We start from the raw sequence: 26,424 nt of genomic DNA, 5'->3' as shown, positions 1-26,424 counted from the left end.
CATGCCTCTTGCCATTGGGTATCGTGCGGCACTCTGGATGCTTGGGCTGATTGCGACTAGCTTGCTGCTGTACGGCGGCTTGTTCGGCTTCCGCTCCCTTGCCGGGCCGGAGCTAGATATCCAGTTCCACAACACCTACTTCGTCGTGACGCCCGCGCACGCCCTGGGCTTTATTGCGCTGCTACTGGGTTTGCTGAGCGGCACCATCTATCTGCTCCTGACGCGGTTGCCGGCGCGGGCAGCAGCTTGGGTGGTTGGTCTGGCGGGTTTGGTCCTTATCTGCCTGCTTAGCACTGCCATCAGCGCAGTGTCTACAGCCATCGGCTACTGGGCACTGCCGGGTGAGGCTGACCACAACTTACCGGCTTCGCCTGAGGCTGGTCACGTGTTACCACGGCTGCTCACCTCGCTGAAAGGGCTGCAAATACTACTGGCCGCCGCGGTTTTGTTTGCCGGTGTGAAGCTTGCCCGCAGCTACCGGCTCGGTAAATAGCCAGGGCCCGGCCGGGATTATGGACGCGGCTGATTCGTCTGCCCACAACCCCGGCCGGGCCCCAAATGCAATTACTCGTTAGCGGTGCAGCAAAGCCAGGTCGGCCGGGCTGGTGTCTACCACGGCGTACTTTTTCTGGCCAGTAATGGTCATTTCGTCCAGGGCGTCCACCATGTCGCGGTAGGTAGCGTCGGGGGTAGTTTTGATGAGCACCACGGTACGGGGACTGCGCTGCCGCTGCTTCAGCAGTACCTGCCGCAGCCCGTCGGCACTGAAGCCGGTGGTGTGCAGCTCGGCCGGGTTCTGCGCATCGTTCAGGCCGTAGAAATAGTGCACCCGGTTTTTACCGTCCAGAATCAGCGTCAGCGCGTCGGCCTCCACGATAACGGGCGGCACGTCGTTGATATCAGGCTTCACCGGCATGGTCAGCTGCATCACGTTGGGCTTGCTGAACGTGGTGGTGAGCATGAAGAAGGTCAGCAGCAGAAAGGCCAGGTCTACCATCGGCGTCATGTCGAGGCGGAAGGCGTGTTTCTTGGCGCGGGGCTTGGTGCCCCGGGACTCGGCGGCGGCTTGGATTTCGGCCATGACGGATACGGGCTTTGGTGAAGACTAACTGCCTTACCAACGGCCGCTTCCGCCCCGATATTGTTGGCTACACCGCTTCCGGCGCCGGCCTAAAGCGCCACACCTTCTCCGGCGTCACGCAGGCGTGCAGGGGCACATCGCCGGGCCACACGTCGGCGATGCGCGGTACGGGCGGCTCCAGGCTCAGGCCGATGCGCAGGGCGCGCGGGCATTCGGCCAGGAATCGGTCATAGAAACCCTTGCCATAGCCCACGCGGTGGCCCTGCTCGTCGAAGGCCAGCAGCGGCAGCAGCACCGCGTCGATGTCGGCGGGGCTGATTAGCGGGGCATCCACCGGCTCCGGAATGCCCCAGGCGCTTTCGACCAGCGGCGTGTCGGGCGTCAGCAGGCGGTGCGTGAGGGTGCCGCTGGCCTGCACCACCGGCACCACTACGCGCGTGCCGGGCTGCTCAGTCCATAATCGGCGGATGATGAGCCAGGTATCGGGCTCCTGCCGCCGCTGTAAGGGCAAAAAGAGGTGTACCGCGCGCCAGGCGCCCACATCGAAGCCGGCAAACAGCCGCGCAGCCATGCGCGTGCTGCGGGCTGCCAGCTCGGCCGGCGGCAGCGCCCGTCGCCGGGCCAGCATCAGGCGGCGCAGCTCGGCTTTGGTCATGATCTGGAACGGGCGGCAGTCTTGCGGAAATGCTGCATAGCTGCGTCGCTGCCCGATTCTATGCCGAAGTATGCCCAGGGGTAGGGCGTGAAGCGCGGGGCTAGTTGGTCCAGCAGCGCGTCGCGCCGGGCCCGCTCACCCAGCAGGTGGTACACATAGGCCAGGTGGTTATTGGCGTAGATGGATACCAGCGAGTCGCTGACGGGCAGCGCGGGCAGGGCCAGCACCTGCCCGATGCGGTCCTGATACGCGGGATACCAGCGGCGGAGCGCGGTTGCTTCGCTTTCCGTTTCGCGCTCCAGGTCGTCGTACATTTCCACCAGGTACATCAGCCACAGCGCGTACTGCACCCGCGGCTCGTCCACCGATTCGATGTAGCCCACCAGCTCCTCCTGACTGCCAAACCAGCGCGGCGAAGCCACCTTGAACAAATGGTGGTAGGCCCAGAACTTGCCCGGATCGAGGGCCACGCTTTCGTGAAACGCAGCCAGCGCCGCTTCCACATCGCCGAAGCCCTGTTCTACGCGCACCAGCCGGGCTCGTGCTTCGCTGCGAAACAGCTCGCTGCCAAAGGAGCCGCTCAACCGTTCGTGCGCCAGCCGCAGGTACTGCTCGAACCCGTTGATTTCCGTCTCCGTCAGGTCCTTGCCATACTTGGCAGTGCGGGCTTCCCAGGCCTGAAACAGGTACCAGGCACCGAGCGCCAACCGGCTGAACTCATCGTCCGGGCGGCTAGCCAACCGACTAATTTCCAGGGTGTAGGCTTCCGTCAGGCATAGGCCGTCGAGCAGGCGGGAAAGCTCATCACCGGAGAGGCCAGCAGCCAGGGACGCCAGCTCTTGCCAGCGCTGGGCACGCACGAGGGCGGGCGGGCCATGCGCGCTCAGCAGTCCGAACGACAAATCCCGCCCGGCGGGCGCCGGCGGGCGCCCCGAAAACAAGGAGGACAAAAAGGAAAACATGCGAGCTGGCCGTAGAGGTCAATAGTGGCCTCAAAATAGCGGAATTCCGGCCGCCGCCTTACTCCTCCTCGATAACCGTGAACTGCAACGCCAGCGGGTCGAAGGCCTCGATGAGCTGCGCGACGAAGCCGGGGTTGTTCGTGAGGATGCTCAGCACATTGTCGTGGCGCTCCTGCAGGCTGCCAGTCGGAAACAGCTTTTCCTTGAGCCCGCTCAGCTGGTTGTAGGCCGTTTCGTGCTTGGTTTCGGCGGCCTTGCTCAGGCGCTTCTCCAGCCCCGCCACGATGCCCGCTACCTTCTGCTGCTCGGCGGCCACGGTCTTCACCAGCGTCGGGTCGACGCGCTGGGCCAGGGCCGATACGGCCGCAAAGGCTTCGGCCAGCTGCTGCTGCTGCTCGGCCAGGCTCACTTCCTCCTGCCCCACGGCGGCGGCCACCTGCTTTTTCAGCTCGGACAGCGGGCGGAACAAGTCGTCGGTGCTCAGGCCCAGCTTGCGCAGCTTGCCCAGGTGCGTGCGGCCCACGTACAGGGCCGAGTTGCGCAGCAGCACCAGCGGCATGGGCACCTGGTAGTGGTCGAATACGCCCTTGAGCTGCAGCCAGTAGTTTACTTCGGCCCCGCCGCCCACGTAGCAGAGGTTGGGCAGCAGCAGCTCCTGGTAGAGCGGACGCAGCACCACGTTGGGGCTGAAGCATTCCGGCTCGGTTTCGGCGCGGCGCACGGCTTCGTCGGTGGTCCAGCGAATGTCGGTGTTGCGCACCACCACGTGGCCGTCTTCCAGCTCCAGCCGCTCGCGCGTGCCGGTGCTGCTGAGGTAGAAGAGGTTGAGCGGGCGGCTGTACACCTGCGGCTTGTAGCCCGCAGCTTCCAGGGCTTCGTCGGCCGTCTGCACGGCCTTGAACGCGGGTTGGCTGCGCAGCTCCCCGGCCAGCACAGGGGTCAGCACGGGTTTCAGGTCGGCGTCGTCAGGCTCCACACTCAGCAGGCCGTACTCCCCGAACAGCGTGTGCACGAGGCGGCGCATAGCTTCGGCCAGCGTGGCACTCTGTTCGTAGGCTTCGCGGAAGGCGGCCGGCACCTCGGCGGGGAGTTGGCTGAGCACCTGCTCGGCCAGGCCGTCGAGCTTCAGCCGGCCCACGGGCCCGCCGGTCTGCTCGGCCTGCCACTCCAGCTTCTTGCCGAAGAGGTGCAGGTGGTTGATTTCGGCAAAGTCGTGGTCTTCCGAGGCCAGCCAGTACACCGGCACGAAATCGTGCTGCGGGTACTCGGCCTTGAGCTGCCGGCACAGCTTGATGACCGTGGCGATTTTGTAGATGAAGTACAGCGGCCCGGTCAGCACGTTGAGCTGGTGGCCGGTGGTCACGGTGAAGGTGGTGTCCTTTTCAAGCAGGGCCAGGTTGGCCTGCACAGCCGGATGCACTTCGGGCAAGGTCTGGTACTGCCGCTGCAGGGTAGCCGTCAGCCGCTGCCGCGTGGCGGCGGGATAGTGCGCCTGCTTTTCGGCTATCTGCTCCGCAAACGCTGCCAGCGTGGGAAATCGGTGGTAAAACGGCTGGAGACGGGGCTCCTGGTTCAGGTAATCGGTGAGAAACGCGCTGAACGCGCCGGTGGCGGCGTAGGGCAAACAGTGCACGGGCATGGGCGGTCGGGAAACGTTACGAGCTGCAACGTTCGCAAAAAAACCGGGCCCCGCGCCGAATGTTCACTCGCAACCTTCTTTTCCCGACTTGCGTCTTCCCTGCGCCCGCCCAATTCGGTATATTGCTTACTTACCCTCCACCACTCACTACCACCCCCTTATGCACTTTTCTACCTTGATTTGGGGCTGGCTAGCAGCCGTGGCGCTGCTGCCGTGGCTCTACACGCTGTGGCACATCCGCAGCGGCGAGTTTCCGGGCCGTTCGGAGCGGCGCCGGTGGTTGTTTTCGGTGATGTACCTGCCCATCCTTGGCATGTGGCAGTACTGGACCAGCGGCGTGCACCGCCGCAACCTCTCCCATTAACTTCCCCCTCGTTGCCGGCTCCGCCAACGGCGGTAGTACCGGCAGTCATTGCGAGCAACGCGAAGCAATCCTTCCTCTAGTAGCACCGCCGACACAATACCTACTCACCAAAAACGGCCCCGCCCGAAACCAGAGTTACTTGGTTTTGGGCGGGGCCGTTTTTAGTTTGTGCCAGTTGTACCGCTTCTACCACGAGAGGAACGATTGCCGCGCTCCGCTCGCAATGACTGCCAGTGAACCGCCGCGTGCGCAGCCGCTTACTTCACTACTTCGCCGTACAGGTCGAAATCCGAAGCGTCGGTAATTTTTACCTGAGCGAAGTCACCGAGGCGGATGTACTGCTCGGTGGCGGGCACCAGCACTTCGTTGTCCACTTCGGGCGAGTCGTACTGGGTGCGGCCCACCCAGTAGCCGCTTTCCTTGCGGTCGAAGAGCACCTTGTAGGTGTTGCCCACTTTCTGCTCGTTCAGCTCCAGCGAAATGCCCTGCTGCAGCTCCATGATGGCGTCGGCGCGTTCCTGCTTTACCTCGGCCGGCACGTTGTCCTCCAGCGAGAAAGCGTGGGTGTTTTCCTCGTGCGAGTAGGTGAAGATGCCCAGGCGCTCAAACTTTGTCTTTTCCACGAAGTCGTACAGCTCCTGGAAGTCCTGGTCCGTCTCGCCGGGGTGACCGGCAATGAGGGTGGTGCGCAGGGCTATATCGGGCATGCGCTGGCGGATCTGGTCGACCAGCTCCACCGTGCGGCGCTTGCTGATGCCGCGGCGCATGGTCTTGAGCATGTTGTCGCTGATGTGCTGCAGGGGCATGTCGAGGTACTTGCACACGTTTTCGCGCTCCTGCATCACGTCCAGCACTTCCATCGGGAACTGCGAGGGATAGGCGTATTGCAGCCGGATCCAGTCGATGCCGTTCACGTCGCTCAGGCGGCGCACCAGCTCGGCTAGCTTCCGCTCACCGTACTTCTCCAGGCCGTAGTAGGTCAGGTCCTGCGCAATCAGCACCAGCTCCTTGGTGCCCATGCGCGCCAACTTGGTGGCCTCCGTCACCAGGTCGTCCATCGACTTGTCCACGTGCTTGCCGCGCATCAGCGGGATGGCGCAGAACGAGCACGGGCGGTTGCAGCCCTCGGCAATCTTGAAGTAGGCGTAGTGCTTGGGCGTGGTCAGCAGCCGCTCGCCCACCAGCTCGTGCTTGTAGTCGGCGTTCAGGGTCTTGAGCAGCTGGGGCAGTTCCAGGGTGCCGAAGTAGGCATCCACCTGCGGAATTTCCACTTCCAGCTGGTCCTTGTAGCGCTGCGAGAGGCAGCCCGTCACGTACACCTTGTCCACCTTGCCGGCTTCCTTGGCGTCGGCGTACTGCAGAATGGTGTCGATGCTCTCCTGCTTGGCGTTGTCGATGAAGCCGCAGGTATTGATGATGACGATGCCCGACTCGTCTTTGGTCGATTCGTGCGTCACGTCGTAGCCGTTGCCGCGCAGCTGGCCCATCAGCACTTCCGAGTCCACCAGGTTCTTGGAGCAGCCCAGGGTGATGACGTTGACCTTGTTGGCCCGATTGCCTTTTACTTTCATTCTGCCTATGGCGCGAAGTTTCCCTCCGCGTATCGTTGTGCAGCGCCTCCTCGCGGAAAGCACCTAATCCTGAACATTTTGCCGCGTTTTCGCCGGGGGCGAAAATGGGAGGGCAAAGGTACGAAGACGCCAACGCCTTTTCCTAGGACGAACGTTCCTTCGGTTTACGGATGCGCCACCGGCACCATCCGCTTCATCAGAATATCGGTTTGCCGGTCGTCGCCCAGCGTAAACACGTGCTAGCCAAACGCCACGAAGCCGTTTTTCTGGTAAACCGGATGGCGCGCGGATTTTCTTCCCACACGCCCAGTCACACGTACTTGGCCCGGGCCTGCGCGGCCACCTCCACGGCTTTGTCGTACAGGACCTGCCCCACCTGCTGCCCGTGATAGGCCTTCAGCACGTAAATGCGCTCAATTTCTAGTACCTGAGCTACCTCTGGTCCACACCATGCGTTTCTTTTTATTAATGCTAAAAACGATACGGCTGAGTACCCCGCGCGTCCAGACCCAGCAACCAAACAGCACTTTTTCAGCTAATCAACATTGCCCGGAGGCTAAGCCCGCCGCTCCGCTATACAATAAACCTACAATCCTCGCCCGCCCGTCAGCACGCCGTACACTCCCGGCACCGCCCGGCGCAAGGCCGCGCCGAGTAGCACGGCCAGGGCCGCTACCGCCAGCGGCAGGAGCAGGAACGTAAGCAGCTGCTGCCGCGGCCAGTGCTGCAGTACGGCTTCGGTGGCGTAGTTCACCAAGGGCACGTGCAAGGCATAAATCATAAACGAAAAGCCCGTCAGCCACTGAAACCAGCGCCGCTGCATGGCCACGCGCACCAGCGCGTTCGAGCCAAACCACATGACCAGCACGCCCAGCAGCTCGGCCGCCCGGTGCAGCAGCAGCATCGGCATGAACGGTGGATGCGCGTAGTAAAAGGCCAGCCAGGTTTTCAGCCCGACAATGCCCAGCCAGAGCGCAGCAAAGGGCAGCAGCCGAAACCAGCGCGGCTGCAGCAGTACTTCCTTGCCGCGCCGCCGCAGCCACACGCCTAGGGCAAAGAACAGCAACCCATTGCCTTCGACGAACAGCACGTTAAACTCCGTCAGCCAGAGCAGCGCGGCTACGACGAAGTAGATGCCCGCCGCCCGGTCGAGCACCCAGCGCAGGGCCGGGTATGCCAGGTTGTACACCAGCAGGCTACGTAGAAACCACAACTGAAACGGCACCGGCAACAGCAGCCAGCGCAGCAGCAGCTGCCCCGGCGAATACCCGCTCACAAACGGGTTCTGCGGGCCGAAAATGCTCAGCGCCGCGTCCTGCACCAGCTGCCGGGTGTACGGATGCTGCTCCAGCGCCCAGGTGAAGCCCAGCCCGATCAGGCTCCAGAGCAGGTAGGGCACCAGCAAGGTGCGCAGCCGCCGCTTCACCCGCTGCCCGTGCGGCGTGCCCGCATCGTGGTGGGCAAACAGGTAGCCCGATATGGCAAACAGAATCGGGATGCGGAAGCGCAGCAGCCCGTTGGCCAGGAAGTACTGCAGAAACGACCCCACCGACAGCGGCTCGTCGACGGGCGTCCAGGGCTGTAGGTAGCGGCTGTGCAGGTTGTAGGCGTGCACGTACACCAGCAGCAGCATGGCTACCAAGGACCAGAACCGCAGCTTCTGGCTCAGAAACGGGTCGAGGCGCTCGGGCTGCACCAATGGCGGAGCGGTGGATTTGTAGACGACTTCCATAATCGGGCAGATGCACCCGGCGGCGCAACCGTTGGCTGGTTAGGCAGATAATTGCGGCAGCGCACTCCCGCAATCAGGTACGCTTGGCGTAAGCCCTAAAAAGAACGTCATCCTCCGTGTGGCGCAGGCCAGACAAAGGATGACGAATCAGGAATGGCGACGGGTTCTTCCCTATTTTTTCGAAAACAGCGAGTCTACGAACGTGCGGCGGTCAAACAGTTGCAAATCGGTCATCTTTTCGCCCACGCCGATGTAGCGTACCGGCACATTCAGCTGATCGGAAATGCCGATGACCACCCCGCCCTTGGCCGTGCCGTCGAGCTTGGTAATAGCCAGGGCCGAAACCTCGGTGGCTTTGGTAAATTCCTTGGCCTGCAGGAAGGCGTTCTGGCCGGTGCTGCCGTCGAGCACCAGCAGCACTTCGTGCGGGGCGTCGGGAATAACCTTCTGCATCACGCGCTTGATCTTGCTCAGCTCGTTCATCAGGTTCACCTTGTTGTGCAAACGGCCCGCCGTGTCGATGATGACCACGTCGGCCTGCATCTCCACGCCCTTCTGCACCGCGTCGTAGGCCACCGAAGCCGGGTCGGTGTTCATGCCGTGCGAAATCACCGGCACGCCCACGCGCTGCCCCCAGATGATGAGCTGATCCACGGCGGCGGCGCGGAAGGTATCGGCGGCGCCGAGCACCACCTTTTTGCCGGCCGAGTGGAAGCGGTGCGCCAGCTTGCCGATGGTCGTGGTTTTGCCCACGCCGTTGACGCCCACCACCATAATCACGAAGGGCTGCCCGTCGGCCCGGTCGCTGCGCTCGAGCACGGCCGTGGAGCCGGAGTCGTTCTTTTGCAGCAGCTCGGCAATTTCCTCGCGCAGGATGCGGTCCAGCTCCGAGGTGCCCACGTACTTGTCGCGGGCCACGCGCTTCTCGATGCGGTCGATGACCTTCACTGTGGTGTCGATGCCCACGTCGGCGTGTACCAGCACGGTTTCGAGCTCGTCCAGCACTTCCTCATCGACGGTGCTCTTGCCGACCACGGCTTTGCTGAGCTGGTCGAAGAAGCTGGTTTTGGTTTTTTCCAGCCCTTTGTCCAGCGACTCGCGCTGCTCCTTGTTCTCCTTATCCTTCTTAAAAAAATCGAACAGGCCCATGTACTAGGTCTTAGGGGGTTAGGTCTTAGGGCTTAGCTCGGCACAACTAAGCCAACGAACAGGCCGAAGGGGCGGCGTAACTAAGACCTAAGCCCTAATCACCAAGCCCTAACACGCAAAAAAGTCCCACGGGAAGGCGGGACTTCTTCACTTATCGAACGGGCGCGTAACGGCGGCCCCGTGGGGCACCGGATGGGCGTTGGCACAGCCTTGTGACCGTACGCACCCGCTAAGGCCTTACTTGGTGCCGGAAGCGAGGAACTCCTGCACTTTGTCCACCGGTACCATCTCCTCCTTGAAGGTGTAGGCGCCAGTCTTGGGCGAGCGGACCGCACGGATAACCTTAGCCCAGTCTTTGCCGCCCGAGGTTTTCAGGGTAGCTACTACTTTCTTAGCCATGACTCAGCTTACTTGATTTCCTTGTGAACGGTCATTTTCTTGAGTACCGAGTTGTACTTCTTCAGCTCGATACGCTCCGGAGTATTTTTCCGGTTTTTCGTCGTGATGTAGCGCGAGGTGCCCGGTTGGCCCGAGTTCTTGTGCTCGGTGCACTCCAGGATTACCTGCACCCGGTTTCCTTTCTTGGCCATCGTGGTACGGTCAGAACGTGGGTTTCGATTTTAGGACTGCAAAGATACGCGGAGTTTTGGAAAAGTCAAACTCCTGACTGGTTGTTGGTTGATGGTTTTTGGTTTTTGGTCCCTGGAAGGCTGCTGGCAGCGCCCGAGGGGGCTCCTTTTCAGCCGCGTACACAGCGCCTCAGCGGCCCAAAACGACTAACCAGCAATTACTTCAGCTCCGGCAGCTTGAAGTTGTCCAGCGCACTGGGCCTGGCCATCATGGCTTCCACTTCCGCTACGGTGCGCGGGGCTTCCTTCGAGAGGTTGTCCCAGCCGGTGGGCGTGATGAGCACGTCGTCCTCGATGCGCACGCCGATGTTCCACCACTTCTTGTCGCAGGGGCTGCCCTCGGGGATGTAGATGCCGGGTTCCACCGTGATGACGTTGCCAGCCTTCAGCGGTCCGTAGCTGCCGCGGTCGTGCACATCGAGGCCGAGGTAGTGCGAGGTGCCGTGCGGGAAGTAGCGGCGCACTTCGGCGTCGGTCTTCACGATGCCCAGCTTCCTGAGCCCGTCGGCAATGACTTTCTCGGCCGCATTGTGCGGAGCCCGGAACTCGGCGCCGGGCTTGCAAGCCTGAAAGCCCGCTTCCTGCGCGGCCAGCACCAGCTCGTAAATCTGTTTCTGCTCGGGGCTGAACTTGCCCGAGGGCGGTATGGTGCGCGTCACATCGGCCGAGTAGCCGTGGTACTCGGCACCGCAGTCCATGAGCACCAAGTCGTTGCCCACGCGCGGCTTGTCGTTGGTTTCGTAGTGCAGGATGCAGCCGTTGGCACCTGCCCCCACGATGCTGGGGTAGCCCTGAAATTCCGCCCCGTACTTGCGGTACACGTACTCGTGCAGGCCCTGCACTTCCATCTCACCCATGTCGGGCTTCAGGGCTTTCATCACTTCCTGCTGCCCCACCGCACTGATGCGCACCGCCTGGCGCAGCAGCTTGATTTCTTCCGGGGACTTCACCTCGCGGAGCTGATCCAGCGCGTCGCTCAGCGTACCCCCGTCAATGCGGGAATTGGGCTTGTTTGCTACCACTTTCTCCCGGGCCGCTTTGGAATCAGCCTTCAGAAAAGCCTGCACGTACGCGTCGTTGGCCACGGCCGGCTGGCTGCTGGCCAGGTTGGCCACGTAGGGCCGCAGGTTGTCGCCGTTGGCCACGCCGTAGCGCTGAATCAGCTGCTGCACCTCGCTCAGGCGCGGGTTGTAGTCGGCGGGCACGTTGGCCTTCTGCCGGAACGTAGCCACCAGATTGAACAGGTCGGCGGGGTTGTCGGCATCGTCGCGCACGTCGGCCGGCATGTCCAGCACCAGTACCTGGCTGAACTTGTCCCAGGCAATGGGGGCGGAGGCAAATTCCTTGTTGTCGGCCGTGTATTGCAGTTTGAGTTGCTGCCTGGTGCCATCGGCCCCGAGGCGCCGGCCCGTCCACACCTCCCGCTGCGGGTCGCGGGGCTGTACAAACAGGGCTTCCGTCACGCCGCTCTGCCCGCCCAGGGTTTGCGGGTCTTTGAAGAGCAGCAGCACGCCATCGGGCTCGTCGTAGCCGGTAAGGTAGTACAGGTCGGGGCTCTGGTGGTAGACGTAGCTGACGTCGTTGGCGCGGTTGCGCACCGGCGCGGTGAAGATGACGGCCACCGCTCCGGCCGGCAGCTGCTGGCGCAGGGCTTCGCGGCGCCCGCGGTGAAAGGCCGGGTCCAGGAAATCGGCCGGGCGGCCGGGGCCCGTCTGACGCTGGGCCAGCGCCGGCGCGGCGCTCAGGGCACTTACACAAAACAGCGCGAACGTTCCGCGACGGAACCACGACGACACAGACGACATAGCAGGTAGAGGTAGAAGCCGCCTACGCAACGCACGAGGCGGCCCAAACAAAGGAAGTGAGATTCGGGCGGTTCGTTGCGCCGCGCGGGCCCCAACTTCTGCCAAAATCTCACTTCCCCAAAAAGCAATCGGTAGCCCGGCCCGAGGCCCAGCTACCGATAATACCTTCGCCAGCGGCGCTACTTAGTAAACTACGTAGCCTTCCTGCTTGGCTTTCTTCAGCACGGCCATGATGCCGTTCTTGTTGATCGTGCGGATGGTCGATGCCGCAACGCGCAGGGTTACCCAAGCATCCTCTTCGGGGATGTAGAAGCGCTTCTTCTGCAGGTTCGGGTAGAACTTGCGCTTGGTCTTGTTGTTGGCGTGCGACACGTTGTTACCAACGCGCGTGCGCTTGCCGGTCAGATCACAAACTCGGGCCATGGCTATGTGTACTTTGAAGTGACGATGCTAGAAAAAGGGACGCAAATATCGGCAAAAGTCTGAATTAGTCAAACTATCCCTGAAAAATAGTGCGTTAGACCGCCCCGGATTGGCCCTTGGCGGCTTTCTGAGCCTTCCAGGGGCAGTGCCGGCAGCCGCTGCCGCAGCAGTGGCCGCGCCGCCGGTGGTACTGCTCGGTGAAGACCATGTAGCCCTCGGGGGTGTAGTAAAAGTCGCCGGGCTGCAGGGGCTGGGGTTTGGCTTTCATGCAGTAGCCTCAACCGCGCAACGCCGCAATACATTCAATCTCGACCAGTGCCTCCAGCGGCAGCCGCGACACTTCCACGGTGGTGCGGGCGGGCCGGTGCGCCCCGAATACCTCGGCGTACACCGCGTTCATGCGCTGAAAGTCAGCGAAGTTTTTCAGGAACACGGTGGTCTTGACGATGTCTGCCAGCCTGAGACCTTGCGCCGACAACACCGTGGCCAAGTTCTGCAGCGCCTGCCGCGTCTGCTCCTCGATGGTGCGGGCCTCGATTTGCATGGTAGCGGGGTTGAGCGGCGTCTGACCGGAGCAGAACACGAGGCCGCCGGTGACAATGGCCTGGGAGTACGGCCCCACGGCCTGGGGTGCGTCGGGGTGATGAAGGATTTGCATGGGCGCCAGCAGCCGAAGGAGCTGCCCCGCAAAAGTAACGGCCAGGCGCTACTCCCCTTTGCGCGGAATATCCTTCAGCTCCTTGAGCGTGCCCTCGCTGTTGAAGCGCATGCTCATGTCCTTGGGATTGTGCCGCCCGGCTGCCACCACGGCCACACCATTGAGGTCGTAGGCGGTTTTGTCGGCTTTGAAGAGGCTCTTGAAGGCCACCTTGGGCAGGGCTTTGGGCTGAAAGGTGACGTGAATGGGCATGATTTCGGTCCCGCGCTTGCGAAAGGTCACGTCCTTGGTTTCCAGACCCTTCACCTCCATATCGTCGCCGCCGATGCGGAAAGTGTACTTCACGCTACGGATGGTAACGGGAAAGGGGTTGTAGTTGGTCACGCGCAGGTTCACGGTGGCTTCGCCGCGCTTCAGGCCCAGGTGAGTCACGTCCACGTCGGCTACTTCTACTTTGGGCATTTTGGGTACGTACACCTTCTTCGACACACGTATCGGAATCTTCTCCACGCCCATTAGCGGCAGGCGGGTATACATCTGCATGACCATTTCCACGTCGACGCAGTCCTGCTGAATGTCTTTGATTTTGCGCTTGAGCTGGCTCATATCCACGCTGAGGGGAATATCAAGCTGGCTGCTGCCGCGGCGCTTCACCACGGTGGGCTCGGTCTTGGCGCCCTGGGCCATCCGCTCGCCGTCGATGCGCGTGACGTAGCTGAAGCTGTCAATGCGCAGGCCCATGGGGGCGTGGTTTTGCAGGCTCACCTGCATGCGGGCCTTGAGAGAGTCGGCCGTGATGTTGCCCACATTCATGCTGGCGTTTTCGAGGGTGGGCAGCAGTTTCTTGCCGTTGTCGGTGGCCTTGTAGCCGATAAAGCCGCTCACGACGAGCAGTAACAATAGGCCGAGCAGCGCCCCGAGCACGGGATGCCGCCCGAAAAATGACTTTCTGGCCATATTCCGAGGGAGTTGATAACAGAGTGAGATGATTTGCCCGCCGCGTCCTGCACCGAATCGGCGTAACTCATCTTCTTCACGACCATAGCAGGCAAATTGTTATCGTTCAGCTACTTACTGTCGAGCATCTTCCCTGGTCGTTTTCCGTACTTTTGAAGCCTCCGACCCCATTTACCCATCCCAACATTCCCCGCCATGTCCGTTAGCACGCCCCCCGCTACCGCCGCTCCCATCGAGCTCAGCAGCCACGACCTGATGCAGCTGGAAGACCAGTACGGTGCCCACAACTACCACCCGCTGCCCGTGGTGCTCAGCCGCGGCGAGGGCGTGCACCTCTGGGACGTGGAAGGCAAGCACTACTACGATTTCCTTTCCGCCTACTCGGCCGTGAACCAGGGCCACTGCCACCCGCGCATCATCAAGGCCCTGACCGACCAGGCCCAGAAGCTCACGCTCACCTCGCGCGCCTTCTTCAACGACCAGCTCGGCCGGGCCGAAAAGTACCTCTGCGAGCTGTTCAACTACGACAAGGCGCTGCTGATGAACTCGGGCGCCGAAGCCGTGGAAACCGCCCTGAAGCTGGCCCGCCGCTGGGGCTACGAGCAGAAGGGCATTGCCCCGAACCAGGCCCGCATCGTGGTGGCCGAGCACAACTTCCACGGCCGAACCACCGGCATCATTTCCTTCAGCACCGACCCGGACAGCACCGGCGGCTTTGGCCCCTTCGTGCCCGGCTACCAGGTGGTGCCCTACGACGACCTGGGTGCCCTGGAAGCCGCCGTGCAGGACCCGCACGTGTGCGCTTTCCTGGTCGAGCCGATTCAGGGCGAGGCCGGTGTGGTGGTGCCTTCGGATGGCTACCTGGCCCACGCCCACGAAATCTGCAAGCGGCACAAGGTGCTGCTCATCGCCGATGAAATTCAGACCGGGCTGGGCCGCACCGGCGAGCTGCTGGCCTCCTGCTACGAGGGCCTGCACGCCGACATGCTGGTGCTGGGCAAGGCGCTGAGCGGCGGGGTGCTGCCCGTGTCGGCAGTGCTGGCCCGCAACGAAATCATGCTGGGCATCAAGCCCGGGCAGCACGGCAGCACCTTCGGCGGCAACCCGCTGGCCTGCGCCGTGATGGTGGCCGCCCTGGACGTGCTGCTGGAAGAAAAGCTGACCGAAAACGCCCGCGCCCTGGGCGAGGTGTTCCGCGAGCGGATGCGCCGCGTGCAGGCCAAGCGCCCCGAAGTGGTGGAGCTGGTGCGCGGCAAGGGCCTGCTCAACGCCGTGGTCATCAAGCCCCACCCCGACGGCCGCACGGCGTGGGACGTGTGCGTAACCCTGATGGAGCGCGGCGTGCTGGCCAAACCCACCCACGGCGACATCATCCGCTTCGCCCCGCCGCTGGTCATCACCGAAGAGCAGCTACACGAAGCCTGCGACGTGATTGAGGAGGTTATTCTGGCGTTTTAGGGGCCGGGCGCTGGCTCCAGCTACTTACCTGCACCCAGCCATTCCGCATTTTCGCACAGCTACGGAACGGTTTCGCCAAGTCCGGCGGTTAGGCGGCTGATTGATAGCGCACTTTTGCACTGTCGCCACCACCAAACCCCGGTTATGCTGCTTCGCTACGCCCTACTGTTGACTTTTTCCGTGCTGACTTTGGCCAGCTGCCAGAGCGCCCGACCCACTCTTTCGGCCTCGGGCTGGGCGCTTACCGGCGCCGCCACCGACTCTACCGTAGTGCTGATGCACAGCTCGCAGGGCCCCGAGCCCGTGCGGGCCACCGTCTCGATGACCGAGGCGCGCAGCATGTCGGCCGAGCGCGCCGGGGCCGGGCGCCGCTAGGCCGCCGGGCCGTCCGACTTCCCGTATTCGCCGCGGTGGGCTGCCCAGCCCGCTGCGGCGAACTGCTTTTCGGGCTGCGCCGTAGGTAGCCGAGCCGGTGGTATTTTGCCGCGGCCCCTTGCCTCTGCCCGATGTCTACCCCCTTCCCGCGCCGCCTGACCTGGCTGCTGGCCCTGACCGGCTTGCTCGGCGGCTGCCACAGCGCCAAACCCAGCTTCACGTTCCACTCCGCCGCCAGCACGTCCGTGGCCGAAGCGGCGGTGCCGGCGGCTGCCGCGCCGGTGCCCGCAGCAACCCCGCCGGCCGTAGCGGCCGCGTCGGCAGGGCCTGCGGCGGCGCGGCCCACGCGCCCCGTAGCGGCGGCCCCGGCCGGCCCGACGGCGGCGCGGCAGCTACGGCCGGCGCCCTGGCGGCAGGCTCTGCGGCCCCGGCCGGTAGCGCGCCACCAGGCCAGCCGGCAGCCCGTTCGCCCGCGCTCCGAATCCGGCCCCAATACCTTTCACATCGTGCTGGGTGCGGTGCTCATCGTGAGCAGCATCGTGGTGGGGCTGTGGCTGGGCGGCTGGCTGGGGCTGGGCGTGGGCGCGGCCATCATGCTGCTGGGCGACTATTTCCTGGTGCTGGGCATCGGCGGCAAGCACGCCTGGCTGGAGATATTCCAGGAGTTTTTCAATATGTGACCCTGGCCGGGCGCTTGTTGCGGGCGGGGCCGGCTACGACGTTGCGCGTCGAGCGGAGGAATACCACAACCACCGGGCTACGACCAGCTGAAAAGTCAGCTCCCGGCGGGGCAGCGGCGCTTGTCAGCCGCTATACGGGGCATTACGGCAGCGGCGCCACGTCGTGGCCGATGTCATACCGCCCGGCGTTTTGGCCGGAATAAGCAGCACGAAACGACTTACTTGCCCACTCGTTGATTTCGTTCCACAAGCTTCTTCCTTCCGCATGCGCCGCTGCTGTTTACTCCCGTTTGTGCTGTTACTCACGTTGTTGCCCGGCCTGCTGAGCAGCTGCCAGAGCAGCCGGCCGGCGTTCTATTTCGGCGCCCGGCCCGCGCCGGCTCATGGTGCAGCGGCTGTGGCTTCGGTAAAAGCCGCCGCGCCACCCGATTCGGCCTTTGGTGCTTCATCGGCGGCAGCGGTGGCCCGGCCGGCCGCAAATGCCCGCATAACGGCTCCTCAGCGGCTCCGGCAGCCGCGTTCCACGCATCAGCTCTCTCGATTCGCGCCCAAGCGCCAAAACCCGGCGGACTCCAGAGCCCGCGTAGCTGGCCGGGCCGTCCGGCGAGGCGCTTTTCAGCAGCGGCCCCACCGCAATGCCGCCGACTACGACCACGGCAAAGCCCTGGGTGAAACCATCCTGGCCGCGCTGTACGTGGTGGGCCTGGCCGTGCTGCTGATTCTGCTGCTGTCGGCCACCACGGCGACGGGGCAGCTGATCTGGGGCATTGCGCTGGGCGTGGCGGCCCTGCCGTTGCTGTACTGGATTGGCCGGGTCGTGGCAGCGCTGATTCGTCCGGCCGGAAATGCCCGGCAGCACCGACGTGCCTTCGTTAACGAACGGCCCCGACACCTGATTTCTTCAGCGCGGCAACCGGGCCTTTCCGAAGCTGAGCTATTCCTAATCTGCGTTGCGCTTGTGGGCATAGCGCTACTACTGCGCTTGCTGCTAGGCATTTCGTTCTTAGGGGCGCTGGCTATTGCCGTGTTCGGCGTTCCGCTTCTCGTTATCTGGGCAATGCTTCTGATTGACTTAGCTCGCAATTCCTCGCCGCGGAAGTCATAACAGCGGCCCTACATGTAGTACCCCGCCCCGCAACTTTATCTTTGCTCCGGCTGTTTTGCCCGGTTGATTCACGAGTTTCTCATGGCACTAATCCCCACGCACCGCCCCCGGCGGAACCGCAAGTCCGAAGTCATCCGCAACATGGTGCAGGAAACCAACCTGTCCGTGCACGACTTCATCTATCCCGTGTTCCTGATCGAAGGCGAAAATAAGACCATCGAAGTCACGTCGATGCCAGGCATCAACCGCTACACGGCCGACCGGCTCATCGATGAAATCGGCCGCTGCGTCGACCTCGGCATCAAGGCCTTCGCGCCTTTCCCCAGCATCGACGACCGGCTAAAGGACCGCCTCGCCAAAGAAAGCCACAACCCCGACGGGCTCTACACCCGCACCATCGCCCAGATCAGAAAGGCCTTTCCGGACGTGGTCATCATGTCGGACGTGGCTATGGACCCCTACTCCTCCGATGGCCACGACGGCATCGTGGACCCGGATTCGGGCGAAATTCTGAACGACGCCACCCTGGAAGTGCTCGGCCAGATGGCCCTAGCCCAGGCCCGCGCCGGCGCCGACATCATCGGCCCCTCGGACATGATGGACGGCCGCGTGGCCTGGATCCGCGACGTGCTCGACCGCAACGCGTTCAGCCACGTGAGCATCATGAGCTACACGGCCAAGTACGCCTCGGCCTTCTACGGCCCCTTCCGCGACGCCCTCGGCTCGGCCCCCAAGAAGGGCGACAAAAAGAGCTACCAGATGAACCCGGCCAACCGCCGCGAGGCCCTGCGCGAGTTGGCCCTCGACGAGCAGGAAGGTGCCGACATGGTGATGATCAAGCCCGCCCTGAGCTACCTCGACGTGATTCGGGAAGTGCGCAACCACACCCAGCTGCCTGTGACGGCCTACAACGTATCGGGCGAGTACGCCATGGTGAAGGCGGCCGCGCAGAACGGCTGGGTCGATGGGGAGCGGACGATGCTGGAGGTGCTCATGAGCATCAAGCGCGCCGGCGCCGACGCCATCCTGACCTACTTCGCCAAGGAAGCGGCTCAGGTGCTGCGCCGCGGGTAAGCCAGCTCGGCAAGCTGATTTATGGGCAAGTTCGGCGGGCTCTCCGCTGAATTTGCCCATTTTTATTGCCCAGTTTCACGGGCTATTTCCGCTTGGCTATGTATTCTCGTTTGGTTATCCTCGCCGCCATCAGTCTGGCGCTTACCTCGGCCCCGGCCCACGCGCAGCAGGCGCCAGCTCCTCTTTCGGCTCCTTACCAGGCCATTGATGCGCGCATGCAGCAGCTACCCGACTCGACCGCGCGCTCGGTGGATGGGGTGGCCCGCTACATCAAAGCCGCGTTTGCCACCGACGACGACCGGGCCTGGGCGGCGCTGGCCTGGACGACCCGCCACATTCGCTACGACCTGGACGGAGTATCTACCGCCGATTTTGCCTACGAAGCCGGCGAAGTGGTACAACAAGCCCTGAGTACCCGCGTGGGCACGCCCGCCGCGTACGCCGAGGTCTACGCCGCCCTGGCCAATCAGCTGGGCCTGAAAACCTACGTGGTGAGTGGGCAGGCCCAACGCGCGGCAGAACGCGGCGGCCCGCCCTTTCACTTCTGGTGCGCCACCCGCCTCGGGGGCCAGTGGTACCTGCTCGACCCGGCGTGGGCGGCCGGCTACCTGGCCAACGGCGCCTTCGTGCCGCAGCTGAGCAGTACTTACTTCAAAGTCGCGCCGGCCGAGTTTGTGCGCACGCACCTGCCCTTCGACCCGCTCTGGCAGCTGCTGCCGACGCCCTATTCGCCGCAGCAGTTTCAGCAGGGCAAGGTGCCCGCGCCGCTGGCGCAGCCGTGGGCCGTGGCCGATTCGGTGGCTGCCTACGAGCGGCTGAGCGTGGTGGGGCAGCTGCGCAGCGCCAGCCGCCGGGCCCGGCAAGCCTTGCGCACGTCCCTGACCGAGCTCTACCTGAGCGGCAACGAGCGGTACGAGCAGAACTACTACGTGACGGAGCACAACCGCATGCTCGCGGCCTACAACGAGGCGCAGCAGCACGCGCAGCAAGCCATTGCGCAGCTAAACGCCTTTCTGGCTTACTACAACCACCAGTTTCAGCCCCGCAAGACCGATGCCCAGCTGCGGCAGCTGCTGGCGCCCATCGGGGCCGACTTTCAGCGGGCCCGCACGCTGCTCAGCACCATCCAGTTTCGGGAGGAAACGCGCCAGGCCACAGTGCGGGAGCTGACGGCTGCCGTGCAAAGCGGCGAAGCACGCCTGCGCAAAAGCCAGGCCTTCCTGACGCGGTACCTGGGCACGGCGCCGGCCCAGCGGCCGGTGTTGTTTACGACCAAGGACGCGGCCCGCAACGAAATGCTGCGCTAAGCCGGGCTTGGGCCGGTCGTCGTTGCGCCCCGGAGCGGCTCAGGAGCCAAAATCGGTGCCCAAGAGCCGGCGCACCTGCTGGTCAATAACCTTGTCCTTCAGCAGCTTGTCTCTTTTTACGGCGCAGTGCCCGTAGTACACCACGCGCTTTTCCTGCCGGTCGTACACCAGCGCGTAGAGGCCCAGGCGGCTAGGCTGCGGCGCCGAAGCCAGCATGGGGCCGTAGAGCGCACGTTGATGGCCGTATTGGTTGGCCGTTTGCCAGTTGTTGTCGGTGGTGCGCATGAAGCCGCGGCACATGGTGAGCAGGGCGTAGCGGCCGGCCTGCTGGGCGGCGAAGCTCTCCAGCACGGGCAGCGGCGCCGAGAAGCCTTCGGCCGGCTGGCGGGATAGTTGGGCCATGGCGCGCTCTACCTCGCGGCGCAGCTCGTCGCGGCGCAGGGAATCGTCGGCGGGGGCGGGGCCGAGCTTCAGCTGAGCCGCTTGCCGCTGCAGGCTGCGCTGAAGACAGTCGGCCATGTAGCGCGAAAACCACGGGTCGGTGGGGGCCTCGTCGCCGCGCACCACCAGGGCCATGACGGCCACCGGGCGCACGCACACCATGTCGCGGGCTTCGGCGGGCCGGAAGCCGTGGTAGGCCTGGCGCGTCACGCCGCAGCCCGTCAGCAACGTACCAATAACAACACTACAGGATAGTAAAACGCGGCGCATAGCCTTCGGCGGTAGTATGGACGATGCGGCAAATATAGTCGCTGCATCTGCTCAACGTGCCGTCTTAGAGGCCATTCCGAAAGTTTGGATGGTCATGCTGAGCGCAGTGGAAGCATCTCTGCTGCTTCGTTGCGCCTCACCCCCTGGCCCCCTCTCGAAAAGGAGAGGGGGAGCCTAACGAAGCGGTAAAGATGCTTCGACAAGCTCAGCATGACGTCCTTTTTTCCTGGCTTGGCGCGAACGGCCAGCGGCCCTGCCGCCGGCTCCAGAGCAGAAACACGCCGGTGCCCAGGGCCATCATCAGCAGGGCGGCCAGCTGGAAAGGCAGTACCAGCTGCGTGTGCGTGACCGGGTTCTGGTAGAGCACGGCCCCGTCCTTGATGCTGACGAATACCCACAGCCACACCACCACGGCCACCACCACCGGCAGCGGGTACAAGGGCATGCGGAACGGCAGCCCGGCCGTGCCGCGGCGCCGGCGTAGTAGCATCAGCCCGATGGCCTGCCCTACGAACTGCACCAAGATGCGCATGGCCAGGATGGCGCTGATGACCTCGCCCAGCCGAAACAGCAGGCTGAACACGAAGCCCACGCCCCCCAGCAGCAGCAGGGACACGTGCGGAAACTGCTTGGTGGGGTGCGTGCGGGCAAACACGGGCAGAAACTCGCCGTCGGCGGCGGCGGCGTAGGGGATGCGCGAGTAGCCCAGCAGCACCGCAAACAGGGAGGCAAACGCCACCCACAGCACCAGCGCCGTGGCGGCTTTGGCGGCCGTGGGCCCGTAGATGCGCTCCACGAAGGTGCTCACGATGAACTTCGACTGGCTGGCCTCCTGCCAGGGTATGACCGTGCCCACGCTCCAGTTCAGCAGCAAGTACAGGGCCATGATGCCGAGGATGCTCAGGAAGATGCTGCGCGGAATCACGCGCTCCGGCTCCCGGATTTCGCCGCCCAGGTGGCACACGTTGTAGTAGCCGAGGTAGCTGTAGATGGTCTTGACGGTGGCCTGCCCCATGGCCGCCGAGAGCAGCACGCCCGGCAGCGCCCCCACCCCGCCGGCCGGCAGCCAGGCCACCGCGTGGGTGCTGTGCGTGAGCCCACCCACAATGAGCCAGCCCATCAGCCCCAGCACGCCCACCCACAGCAGCACGCCCAGGCGGCCGATATCGGTGATGCGGCGGTAGAGCAGGGCAATGAGCAGCAGCACCACCGTGCCCGACACCAGCTTGGGCTGCCAGGTATCGTTCAGGGGCACGAGGTAGCCGAAGTACTGCGCGAAACCGATGGCGCCGGAGGCCACCACCAGCGGCGCCTGCACCAGCGTCTGCCACACGTACAGAAACGACATCAGCCGGCCCCATTTCTGCTCACCGTAGGCCAGCTTCAGAAAGCGGTAGGAGCCGCCGGCCTCGGGGTAAGCCGCCCCCAGCTCCGACCAGATCAGCCCGTCGATGAGGGCCAGCGCGGCGCCTACGGCCCAGGCCAGCAGAAAGTACGGGCCCATGAAGCCCATCACCAGCGGCAGCGTCACGAAGGGCCCGATGCCCACCATGTCAATCATGTTCAGGGCCGTGGCGGGCAGCAGGCCCAGCTCGCGGCGCAGGGGCGGCGCGGCGGGCACGGGGGCAGTGGCCGGCACGGGAGTAGAGGTATCGGGCATAAGCAGGCTATACGGGGCAGCGGGGTGCGAAGTAACCCGTAGTAGCGGGCAGAAGTTTTCGGCCGTATGTTGCGCCGGTAAGCCAATCCGTTGGCTTTGCGTATAGCTAGGCCGGTCCGACCATTCCAACTACGCTTTCTGTGGCAAATCCCAATTCGTCCAAAGCCGCCCTCTACGGCGGCCTGCTCGCCAACGTCGGCATTGCCGTCAGCAAATTCGTAGCGGCCTACATCACCCGCAGCTCGGCCATGCTCTCGGAGGGCATTCACTCGCTCGTCGACAGCGGCAACGCCGTGCTGCTGCTCTACGGCATGAACCGCAGCCAGCGCCCGGCCGACGCGCGCCACCCCTTCGGCCACAGCAAGGAGCTGTACTTCTGGGGCCTGATCGTGGCCGTGCTAATTTTCGCCATTGGCGGCGGCATGTCGTTTTACGAGGGCATCAAGCACATCGAGCACCCGGAGCCGCTGACCGACCCGCTGTGGAACTACCTCGTGCTAGGCGTGTCCATCGCCTTTGAGGGCTGGGCGCTTTACCTGGCCCTGAAGGCGCTGTTTCACATGGAAGGGGCCCGCGAAGCCGGTTTTTGGCGCACCCTGCGCGGCAGCCGCGACCCCGCCGTCTTCGCCTCGGTGCTCGAAAACCTGGCCGCCGTGGTGGGCCTGGTGGTGGCGCTGCTGGGTGTGTACTTCGGACACCTGCTGCACAACCCCTACCTCGACGGGGCGGCCTCCATCGTCATCGGTGTGCTGCTGATGCTGGTGGCCGTGTTCCTGGTGGCCCGCTCGCGCGCCCTGCTCATCGGCGAGGGCGTCGATGCCAGCACGCTGGCTACCTTGGAGCGCATCACCACGCAGGACCCGGCCGTGGAAGGCCAGGCCCGCACCCCGCTGACTATGTACCTCGGCCCGGCAGACGTGATGCTGGCCCTCGACGTCAAATTCCGCCCCGATATCAGCGCCACCGAAGTCGAAAAGGCCATCGACCGCCTGCAGGACGCCATCCGGGCCGAGCACCCCGAGTTCAAGCGTATCTTCATTGAGGCGCATTCCGTATCGGCTCGGGAGCGGGTGAGCTCAGCCGTTTAGGCCGGCCCACGCGCTGCCCCGCGCCCTGCCTGCAGCATTCCCGATTTCTTGTTGCCTGTTCTGTCGGGCCGCCCCGTGGTGGGTGGCCGCCACTTCTCAGCTATTACCTTATGCTGCACCTCGATGCGCCCCTGACCCCGCACCGCCCTTCGCCTTTCCGCTCCTTCTGGATGGGCGGCTATGAATGCACCGACCAGCAGAACTGCTTCGGCCACCGCGTGGATTTTCTGCACCAGACGGGCCATTACCAGCTCCTCAACGAAGACTACCAGGACCTGCAGGCCTTCGGCATCAGCACCGTGCGCGAGGGCATCCGGTGGAGCCAGGTGGAGCGCACGCCCTACCACTACGACTGGAGCACCGTGGCCGAGATGCTGGAAGCCGGCCGGCGCTACGGCGTGCAGCAGCTCTGGGACCTGTGCCACTTTGGTTACCCCGACGACCTGACGCCCCTGCACCCCATGTTTGCGCGCCGCTTCGCCTCACTGTGCCGCGCCTTCGTGGACTTTTACCGCTCCGTGCGCCCCGACGACGAGCTGATCGTGACGCCCATCAACGAGGTGAGCTTTATGAGCTGGCTGGGCGGCGACGCCCGCGGCACGGTGCCCTACTGCGTGGGCCAGGGCTGGGAAGTGAAGTACGGGCTGATGCGCGCCTACATCGAGGGCGTGGCGGCCCTGCGCGAGGCCGACCCGAGCATCCGCATCCTGACCACCGAGCCGCTGGTCAACATCGTGCCCCCGCTCGGGGCCGACGCACACCAGCTCCAAGTAGCGCGTGAGCGGCATGGGCACCAGTATCAGGCCGTGGACATGCTCAGCGGGCGCATGTGCCCCGAACTGGGCGGCCGTCCCGAGTACCTCGACCTGCTGGGCTTCAATTACTACTACGACAACCAGTGGGATAGCCACACCGGCGCCCGCCTGGGCTGGGTCAACGAAGCCAACGACCCGCGCTGGCGCCCGCTGCGCAGCCTGCTGCAGGAAGCCTACCAGCGCTATCAGCGCCCCGTCGTCATCACCGAAACCAGCCACCCGCTGGAGCACCGCCCCGACTGGGTTCGCTCCGTGGCGACGGAGTGCAAGGCGGCCCTGGAGGCCGGCGTGCCGCTGCTGGGCGTGTGCCTCTACCCCATCATCGACCGGCCCGACTGGGACTTCCTGGACCGCCCCTGGCACCGCTCCGGCCTCTGGGACGTGGAGCCCCGCGCCGATGGCCGGCTGGACCGCGTGCTCTATGAGCCCTACGCCGAGGCTTTGCGCGAGGCCCAGGTGCAAGTAGCCGGTGCCGTTGTGCCCGCCCCGGCCGAGCCGCACAAGGCCCGCAAACCCCGCAAAGCCCCGGAACTGCTGCTGCCCTAAGTACCCCTTCCAGAAACCGCCGGGACGATTTCGAAATCGTCCCGGCGGTTTCTGAAATCGTGGCCACGACTCTGCCCGGTGCCGTAACGGCTGCCTGGCGGGCGTCGGCACGTCATTTCCCTTGCTTTCTTTCGCTTACATGCCTGCTTTCCCCACCGCTGCCGACCCGTTCCTGCTCCTCAGCCGCTTCCGCCAGGCCCTGACCGATGCCTCGCTTTCGGCCGCCGAAGCCGAGCACCTGCGGCGCGAGGCGGCGGTCTTTGCCGATGCCGGCGGCGACGTGGCGCAGCTGCGCCGGCAGGTGTTTGCGCTGGCCAAGGAATTTGTGGGCACTCCGCTCGACAAGGCCGTTATCAGTTGGCTGGCGGGGGCTACGGCCCTGCTGCCCGGCGCCGAGGCGCACCACCCGCAGGTGTACTTCAGCCCCGGCGACGAGTGCGTGGCGGCCATCAGGCGCTTTATCGGGCAGGCCGCGCACCGGCTGGACGTGTGCGTGTTTACGGTGGCCGATGACCGCCTGACCGCGGCGCTGTTGGCCGCGCACCGCCACGGGGTGCAGGTGCGCCTGCTCACCGACAACGACAAGCTGCTGGACCGCGGCTCCGACGTGCAGGAGCTGTACCGCGCCGGCATCCCGGTGCGCACCGACTGCACGGCCAATCACATGCACCACAAGTTTGCCGTGGCTGACCACCGCGCCGTGCTCACGGGCAGCTATAACTGGACGCGCTCGGCCAGCCTTTACAACCTGGAAAACCTGCTCATCACCGACGACCCCGCCGTGGTGCAGCCCTACGACCGCGAATTTGAGCGGCTTTGGGGCGAAATGGGCGTGTTTGAGGGCCAGCCGACGCTCAGGAAGTAAAAAAGCCGACCCACAGGACCGGCTTTTTCCAACACTCACTTGGTTGCATTATAACTCCTTGCCTTTTGCGCCAACGAGTTGCCGGGGCCACTAGCCAAAACCGGTAACCGGAAGATGCCCGGTTGCTTTGGCAAGCAGCAAATCAGGTAGACGAGCACCCGCAAAAAGTAGCCTAATTCGTCGTTGGCTGCTCTGCCCCCACAAAGGGCAGCAGCCGCTGGTAGATGAGGTTATCGGCCCAATAGAGCTGCAATACCATGGCCACGTGCGTTTTGCCCGGCATCGGGGTGAAGACGGGCGGGGCGCCCAGCGCCGCCAGCTGCTGCCGAAACTTTTCGGAGCTGCGCCGGATAGACGGATACGTTTTGCCGCCCACGAACAGCAGGCAGGGCGGGCTGTCGGCGCGCAGGTGGTAGAGCGCCGATACCTGCCGCCACCCCGCCGAATCGGGGCCGAAGGGCACGAGGTACTGCGCGTCGTTGGGGTACTCCATGCGCTGCAGGTAGTCGTACATATCCAGGCCGGCCGGGTCGTCGAGGATGGTGCCGCGCACGGGATTCTGGAGTTGCCCGCGGCGGGCAAACAGGGCGTCGTCGGTGGCCAGCAGCGCAGCCAGGCCGCCGCCCGCCGAGTGCCCCATCAGGTAAATGCGCTGGGCGTCGCCGCCGTACTCGCCGATGTGAGCCTGCACCCACAGCACGGCCCGCACGCAGTCGTCGGCCATCTGCGGCACCCGCACCTGCGGCGCCAGCCGGTAATTGATGACCACGGCTACCACGCCCTGCTTAGCTAAGCGCCGCCCGATAAAGGAGTAGAAATTCTTGTTGCCGCTGTTCCAGCTGCCCCCGTGGATGAATACAACCACCGCCCGGGGCGCCGTGGGCCGCGTGCGCGGGGCGTACACGTCGAGGCGGTGGCGCTGAGCGTCGTAGGCGGTATCGGTGGCGGGCACGTAGGCCAAGTCGGCGGTGCGGCGGCTGGCGCGGGCGGTGGCGTATTCGTTGGCCACGCCCAGCAGCAGGGGCAACGTGAGCAGGGCCGGCAACGCCAGCCATCGGCGGAAGGACATAAGCGGAAGGGCTGCCGAGAAGCAGGTTGCCGGCATCTACGCAGCG

At 64.3% G+C, this 26,424-nt stretch carries 29 protein-coding genes; 11 read left to right on the top strand and 18 right to left on the bottom strand.

Annotated elements, in window-relative coordinates:
• Position 1 precedes the first annotated feature (1 nt).
• Entirely contained in the window at positions 2-493 is a 492-nt protein-coding gene (locus B0919_RS14115; protein ID WP_078012921.1) for a hypothetical protein, read from the top strand.
• A 78-nt stretch (positions 494-571) separates the two neighbouring features.
• On the opposite strand, the gene B0919_RS14110 is transcribed toward B0919_RS14115, so the two are convergent.
• The 4 genes from B0919_RS14110 to bshC all read right to left on the bottom strand — a co-directional run bounded on the left by B0919_RS14110 (position 572) and on the right by bshC (position 4,337).
• Complete coding sequence (locus B0919_RS14110; protein WP_078012920.1) at positions 572-1,081, bottom strand: ExbD/TolR family protein; 510 nt, start codon at positions 1,079-1,081, stop codon at positions 572-574.
• A 67-nt stretch (positions 1,082-1,148) separates the two neighbouring features.
• The gene (locus B0919_RS14105) at positions 1,149-1,736 is read right to left on the bottom strand and encodes a 5-formyltetrahydrofolate cyclo-ligase (protein ID WP_078012919.1); all 588 of its coding nucleotides are present in this window, start codon (positions 1,734-1,736) and stop codon (positions 1,149-1,151) included.
• Positions 1,733-2,698, bottom strand: coding sequence for a hypothetical protein (locus tag B0919_RS14100; RefSeq protein ID WP_139362131.1), 966 nt, complete (start codon positions 2,696-2,698; stop codon positions 1,733-1,735). The genes B0919_RS14105 and B0919_RS14100 overlap by 4 nt, the downstream gene beginning before the upstream one ends.
• Positions 2,699-2,756: 58 nt before the next feature.
• Entirely contained in the window at positions 2,757-4,337 is a 1,581-nt protein-coding gene (bshC, locus tag B0919_RS14095; protein ID WP_078012917.1) for a bacillithiol biosynthesis cysteine-adding enzyme BshC, read from the bottom strand.
• Between the two features lie 160 nt (positions 4,338-4,497).
• Here bshC and B0919_RS14090 point away from each other — a divergent pair, with 160 nt between their 5' ends.
• On the top strand, positions 4,498-4,701 hold the full coding sequence (locus B0919_RS14090) for a hypothetical protein (protein WP_078012916.1): 204 nt from the start codon (positions 4,498-4,500) through the stop codon (positions 4,699-4,701).
• Positions 4,702-4,958: 257 nt separating this feature from the next.
• Here B0919_RS14090 and rimO read toward each other — a convergent pair whose 3' ends face one another.
• The 11 genes from rimO to B0919_RS14040 form a co-directional block, all read right to left on the bottom strand.
• Positions 4,959-6,272, bottom strand: coding sequence for a 30S ribosomal protein S12 methylthiotransferase RimO (gene rimO, locus B0919_RS14085; protein ID WP_078012915.1), 1,314 nt, complete (start codon positions 6,270-6,272; stop codon positions 4,959-4,961).
• 310 nt (positions 6,273-6,582) lie between these two features.
• Complete coding sequence (locus B0919_RS26070) at positions 6,583-6,675, bottom strand: hypothetical protein (protein ID WP_410503625.1); 93 nt, start codon at positions 6,673-6,675, stop codon at positions 6,583-6,585.
• A 183-nt stretch (positions 6,676-6,858) separates the two neighbouring features.
• A complete protein-coding gene (locus tag B0919_RS14075; RefSeq protein WP_078012914.1) occupies positions 6,859-8,004 on the bottom strand; it encodes an acyltransferase family protein in 1,146 nt (381 codons plus the stop codon).
• Positions 8,005-8,175: 171 nt separating this feature from the next.
• A complete protein-coding gene (ftsY, locus tag B0919_RS14070) occupies positions 8,176-9,153 on the bottom strand; it encodes a signal recognition particle-docking protein FtsY (RefSeq protein WP_078012913.1) in 978 nt (325 codons plus the stop codon).
• A 237-nt stretch (positions 9,154-9,390) separates the two neighbouring features.
• Positions 9,391-9,552, bottom strand: coding sequence for a DUF4295 domain-containing protein (locus tag B0919_RS14065; protein ID WP_078012912.1), 162 nt, complete (start codon positions 9,550-9,552; stop codon positions 9,391-9,393).
• An 8-nt stretch (positions 9,553-9,560) separates the two neighbouring features.
• Positions 9,561-9,743 (bottom strand): 50S ribosomal protein L33, encoded by a 183-nt coding sequence (gene rpmG / locus B0919_RS14060; protein ID WP_059068866.1) that lies wholly within the window; start codon positions 9,741-9,743, stop codon positions 9,561-9,563.
• A 197-nt stretch (positions 9,744-9,940) separates the two neighbouring features.
• On the bottom strand, positions 9,941-11,587 hold the full coding sequence (locus B0919_RS14055) for an aminopeptidase P family protein (protein WP_078012911.1): 1,647 nt from the start codon (positions 11,585-11,587) through the stop codon (positions 9,941-9,943).
• A 183-nt stretch (positions 11,588-11,770) separates the two neighbouring features.
• Positions 11,771-12,010, bottom strand: a complete 240-nt coding sequence (rpmB, locus tag B0919_RS14050) for a 50S ribosomal protein L28 (RefSeq protein ID WP_059068864.1) — start codon at positions 12,008-12,010, stop codon at positions 11,771-11,773.
• Between the two features lie 94 nt (positions 12,011-12,104).
• Positions 12,105-12,278, bottom strand: coding sequence for a DUF5522 domain-containing protein (locus B0919_RS25285; protein WP_176133047.1), 174 nt, complete (start codon positions 12,276-12,278; stop codon positions 12,105-12,107).
• A gap of 9 nt (positions 12,279-12,287) precedes the next feature.
• Positions 12,288-12,668, bottom strand: a complete 381-nt coding sequence (locus B0919_RS14045; protein WP_078012910.1) for a RidA family protein — start codon at positions 12,666-12,668, stop codon at positions 12,288-12,290.
• Between the two features lie 48 nt (positions 12,669-12,716).
• Complete coding sequence (locus tag B0919_RS14040; protein ID WP_078012909.1) at positions 12,717-13,625, bottom strand: LEA type 2 family protein; 909 nt, start codon at positions 13,623-13,625, stop codon at positions 12,717-12,719.
• 195 nt (positions 13,626-13,820) lie between these two features.
• Between B0919_RS14040 and rocD the strand changes: the two genes are divergently transcribed.
• The 6 genes from rocD to B0919_RS14010 all read left to right on the top strand — a co-directional run bounded on the left by rocD (position 13,821) and on the right by B0919_RS14010 (position 19,624).
• Entirely contained in the window at positions 13,821-15,083 is a 1,263-nt protein-coding gene (gene rocD, locus B0919_RS14035) for an ornithine--oxo-acid transaminase (RefSeq protein WP_078012908.1), read from the top strand.
• A 144-nt stretch (positions 15,084-15,227) separates the two neighbouring features.
• Positions 15,228-15,458, top strand: a complete 231-nt coding sequence (locus B0919_RS14030; RefSeq protein WP_078012907.1) for a hypothetical protein — start codon at positions 15,228-15,230, stop codon at positions 15,456-15,458.
• Positions 15,459-15,589: 131 nt separating this feature from the next.
• Positions 15,590-16,138: a hypothetical protein gene (locus B0919_RS14025; protein ID WP_139362130.1), complete on the top strand. Its 549-nt coding sequence runs from the start codon at positions 15,590-15,592 to the stop codon at positions 16,136-16,138.
• Positions 16,139-16,403: 265 nt separating this feature from the next.
• Positions 16,404-17,243, top strand: coding sequence for a hypothetical protein (locus tag B0919_RS14020; protein ID WP_139362129.1), 840 nt, complete (start codon positions 16,404-16,406; stop codon positions 17,241-17,243).
• A gap of 81 nt (positions 17,244-17,324) precedes the next feature.
• The gene (gene hemB / locus B0919_RS14015; protein ID WP_078013020.1) at positions 17,325-18,317 is read left to right on the top strand and encodes a porphobilinogen synthase; all 993 of its coding nucleotides are present in this window, start codon (positions 17,325-17,327) and stop codon (positions 18,315-18,317) included.
• Between the two features lie 98 nt (positions 18,318-18,415).
• Positions 18,416-19,624, top strand: coding sequence for a transglutaminase domain-containing protein (locus tag B0919_RS14010; RefSeq protein WP_139362128.1), 1,209 nt, complete (start codon positions 18,416-18,418; stop codon positions 19,622-19,624).
• Positions 19,625-19,663: 39 nt separating this feature from the next.
• Here the strand turns inward: B0919_RS14010 and B0919_RS14005 are convergent, their stop codons facing one another.
• The gene (locus B0919_RS14005) at positions 19,664-20,335 is read right to left on the bottom strand and encodes a hypothetical protein (protein ID WP_139362127.1); all 672 of its coding nucleotides are present in this window, start codon (positions 20,333-20,335) and stop codon (positions 19,664-19,666) included.
• Between the two features lie 205 nt (positions 20,336-20,540).
• Positions 20,541-21,995, bottom strand: a complete 1,455-nt coding sequence (locus B0919_RS14000; protein WP_078012902.1) for an APC family permease — start codon at positions 21,993-21,995, stop codon at positions 20,541-20,543.
• Between the two features lie 140 nt (positions 21,996-22,135).
• Between B0919_RS14000 and B0919_RS13995 the strand changes: the two genes are divergently transcribed.
• The 3 genes from B0919_RS13995 to B0919_RS13985 all read left to right on the top strand — a co-directional run bounded on the left by B0919_RS13995 (position 22,136) and on the right by B0919_RS13985 (position 25,309).
• On the top strand, positions 22,136-23,083 hold the full coding sequence (locus B0919_RS13995; protein ID WP_078012901.1) for a cation diffusion facilitator family transporter: 948 nt from the start codon (positions 22,136-22,138) through the stop codon (positions 23,081-23,083).
• A 110-nt stretch (positions 23,084-23,193) separates the two neighbouring features.
• Positions 23,194-24,444 (top strand): amine oxidase, encoded by a 1,251-nt coding sequence (locus B0919_RS13990; protein ID WP_078012900.1) that lies wholly within the window; start codon positions 23,194-23,196, stop codon positions 24,442-24,444.
• Positions 24,445-24,583: 139 nt separating this feature from the next.
• Positions 24,584-25,309: a phospholipase D-like domain-containing protein gene (locus tag B0919_RS13985; protein WP_078012899.1), complete on the top strand. Its 726-nt coding sequence runs from the start codon at positions 24,584-24,586 to the stop codon at positions 25,307-25,309.
• 172 nt (positions 25,310-25,481) lie between these two features.
• Here the strand turns inward: B0919_RS13985 and B0919_RS13980 are convergent, their stop codons facing one another.
• A complete protein-coding gene (locus B0919_RS13980) occupies positions 25,482-26,378 on the bottom strand; it encodes an alpha/beta hydrolase (protein WP_078012898.1) in 897 nt (298 codons plus the stop codon).
• Between the last annotated feature and the right edge of the window lie 46 nt (positions 26,379-26,424).

Source organism: Hymenobacter sp. CRA2 (assembly GCF_002007105.1).
In the GTDB taxonomy this organism is placed as follows: domain Bacteria; phylum Bacteroidota; class Bacteroidia; order Cytophagales; family Hymenobacteraceae; genus Solirubrum.
Note: the sequence above shows the minus strand (reverse complement) of the source record. Positions and strands in the feature narration are given on the sequence as shown.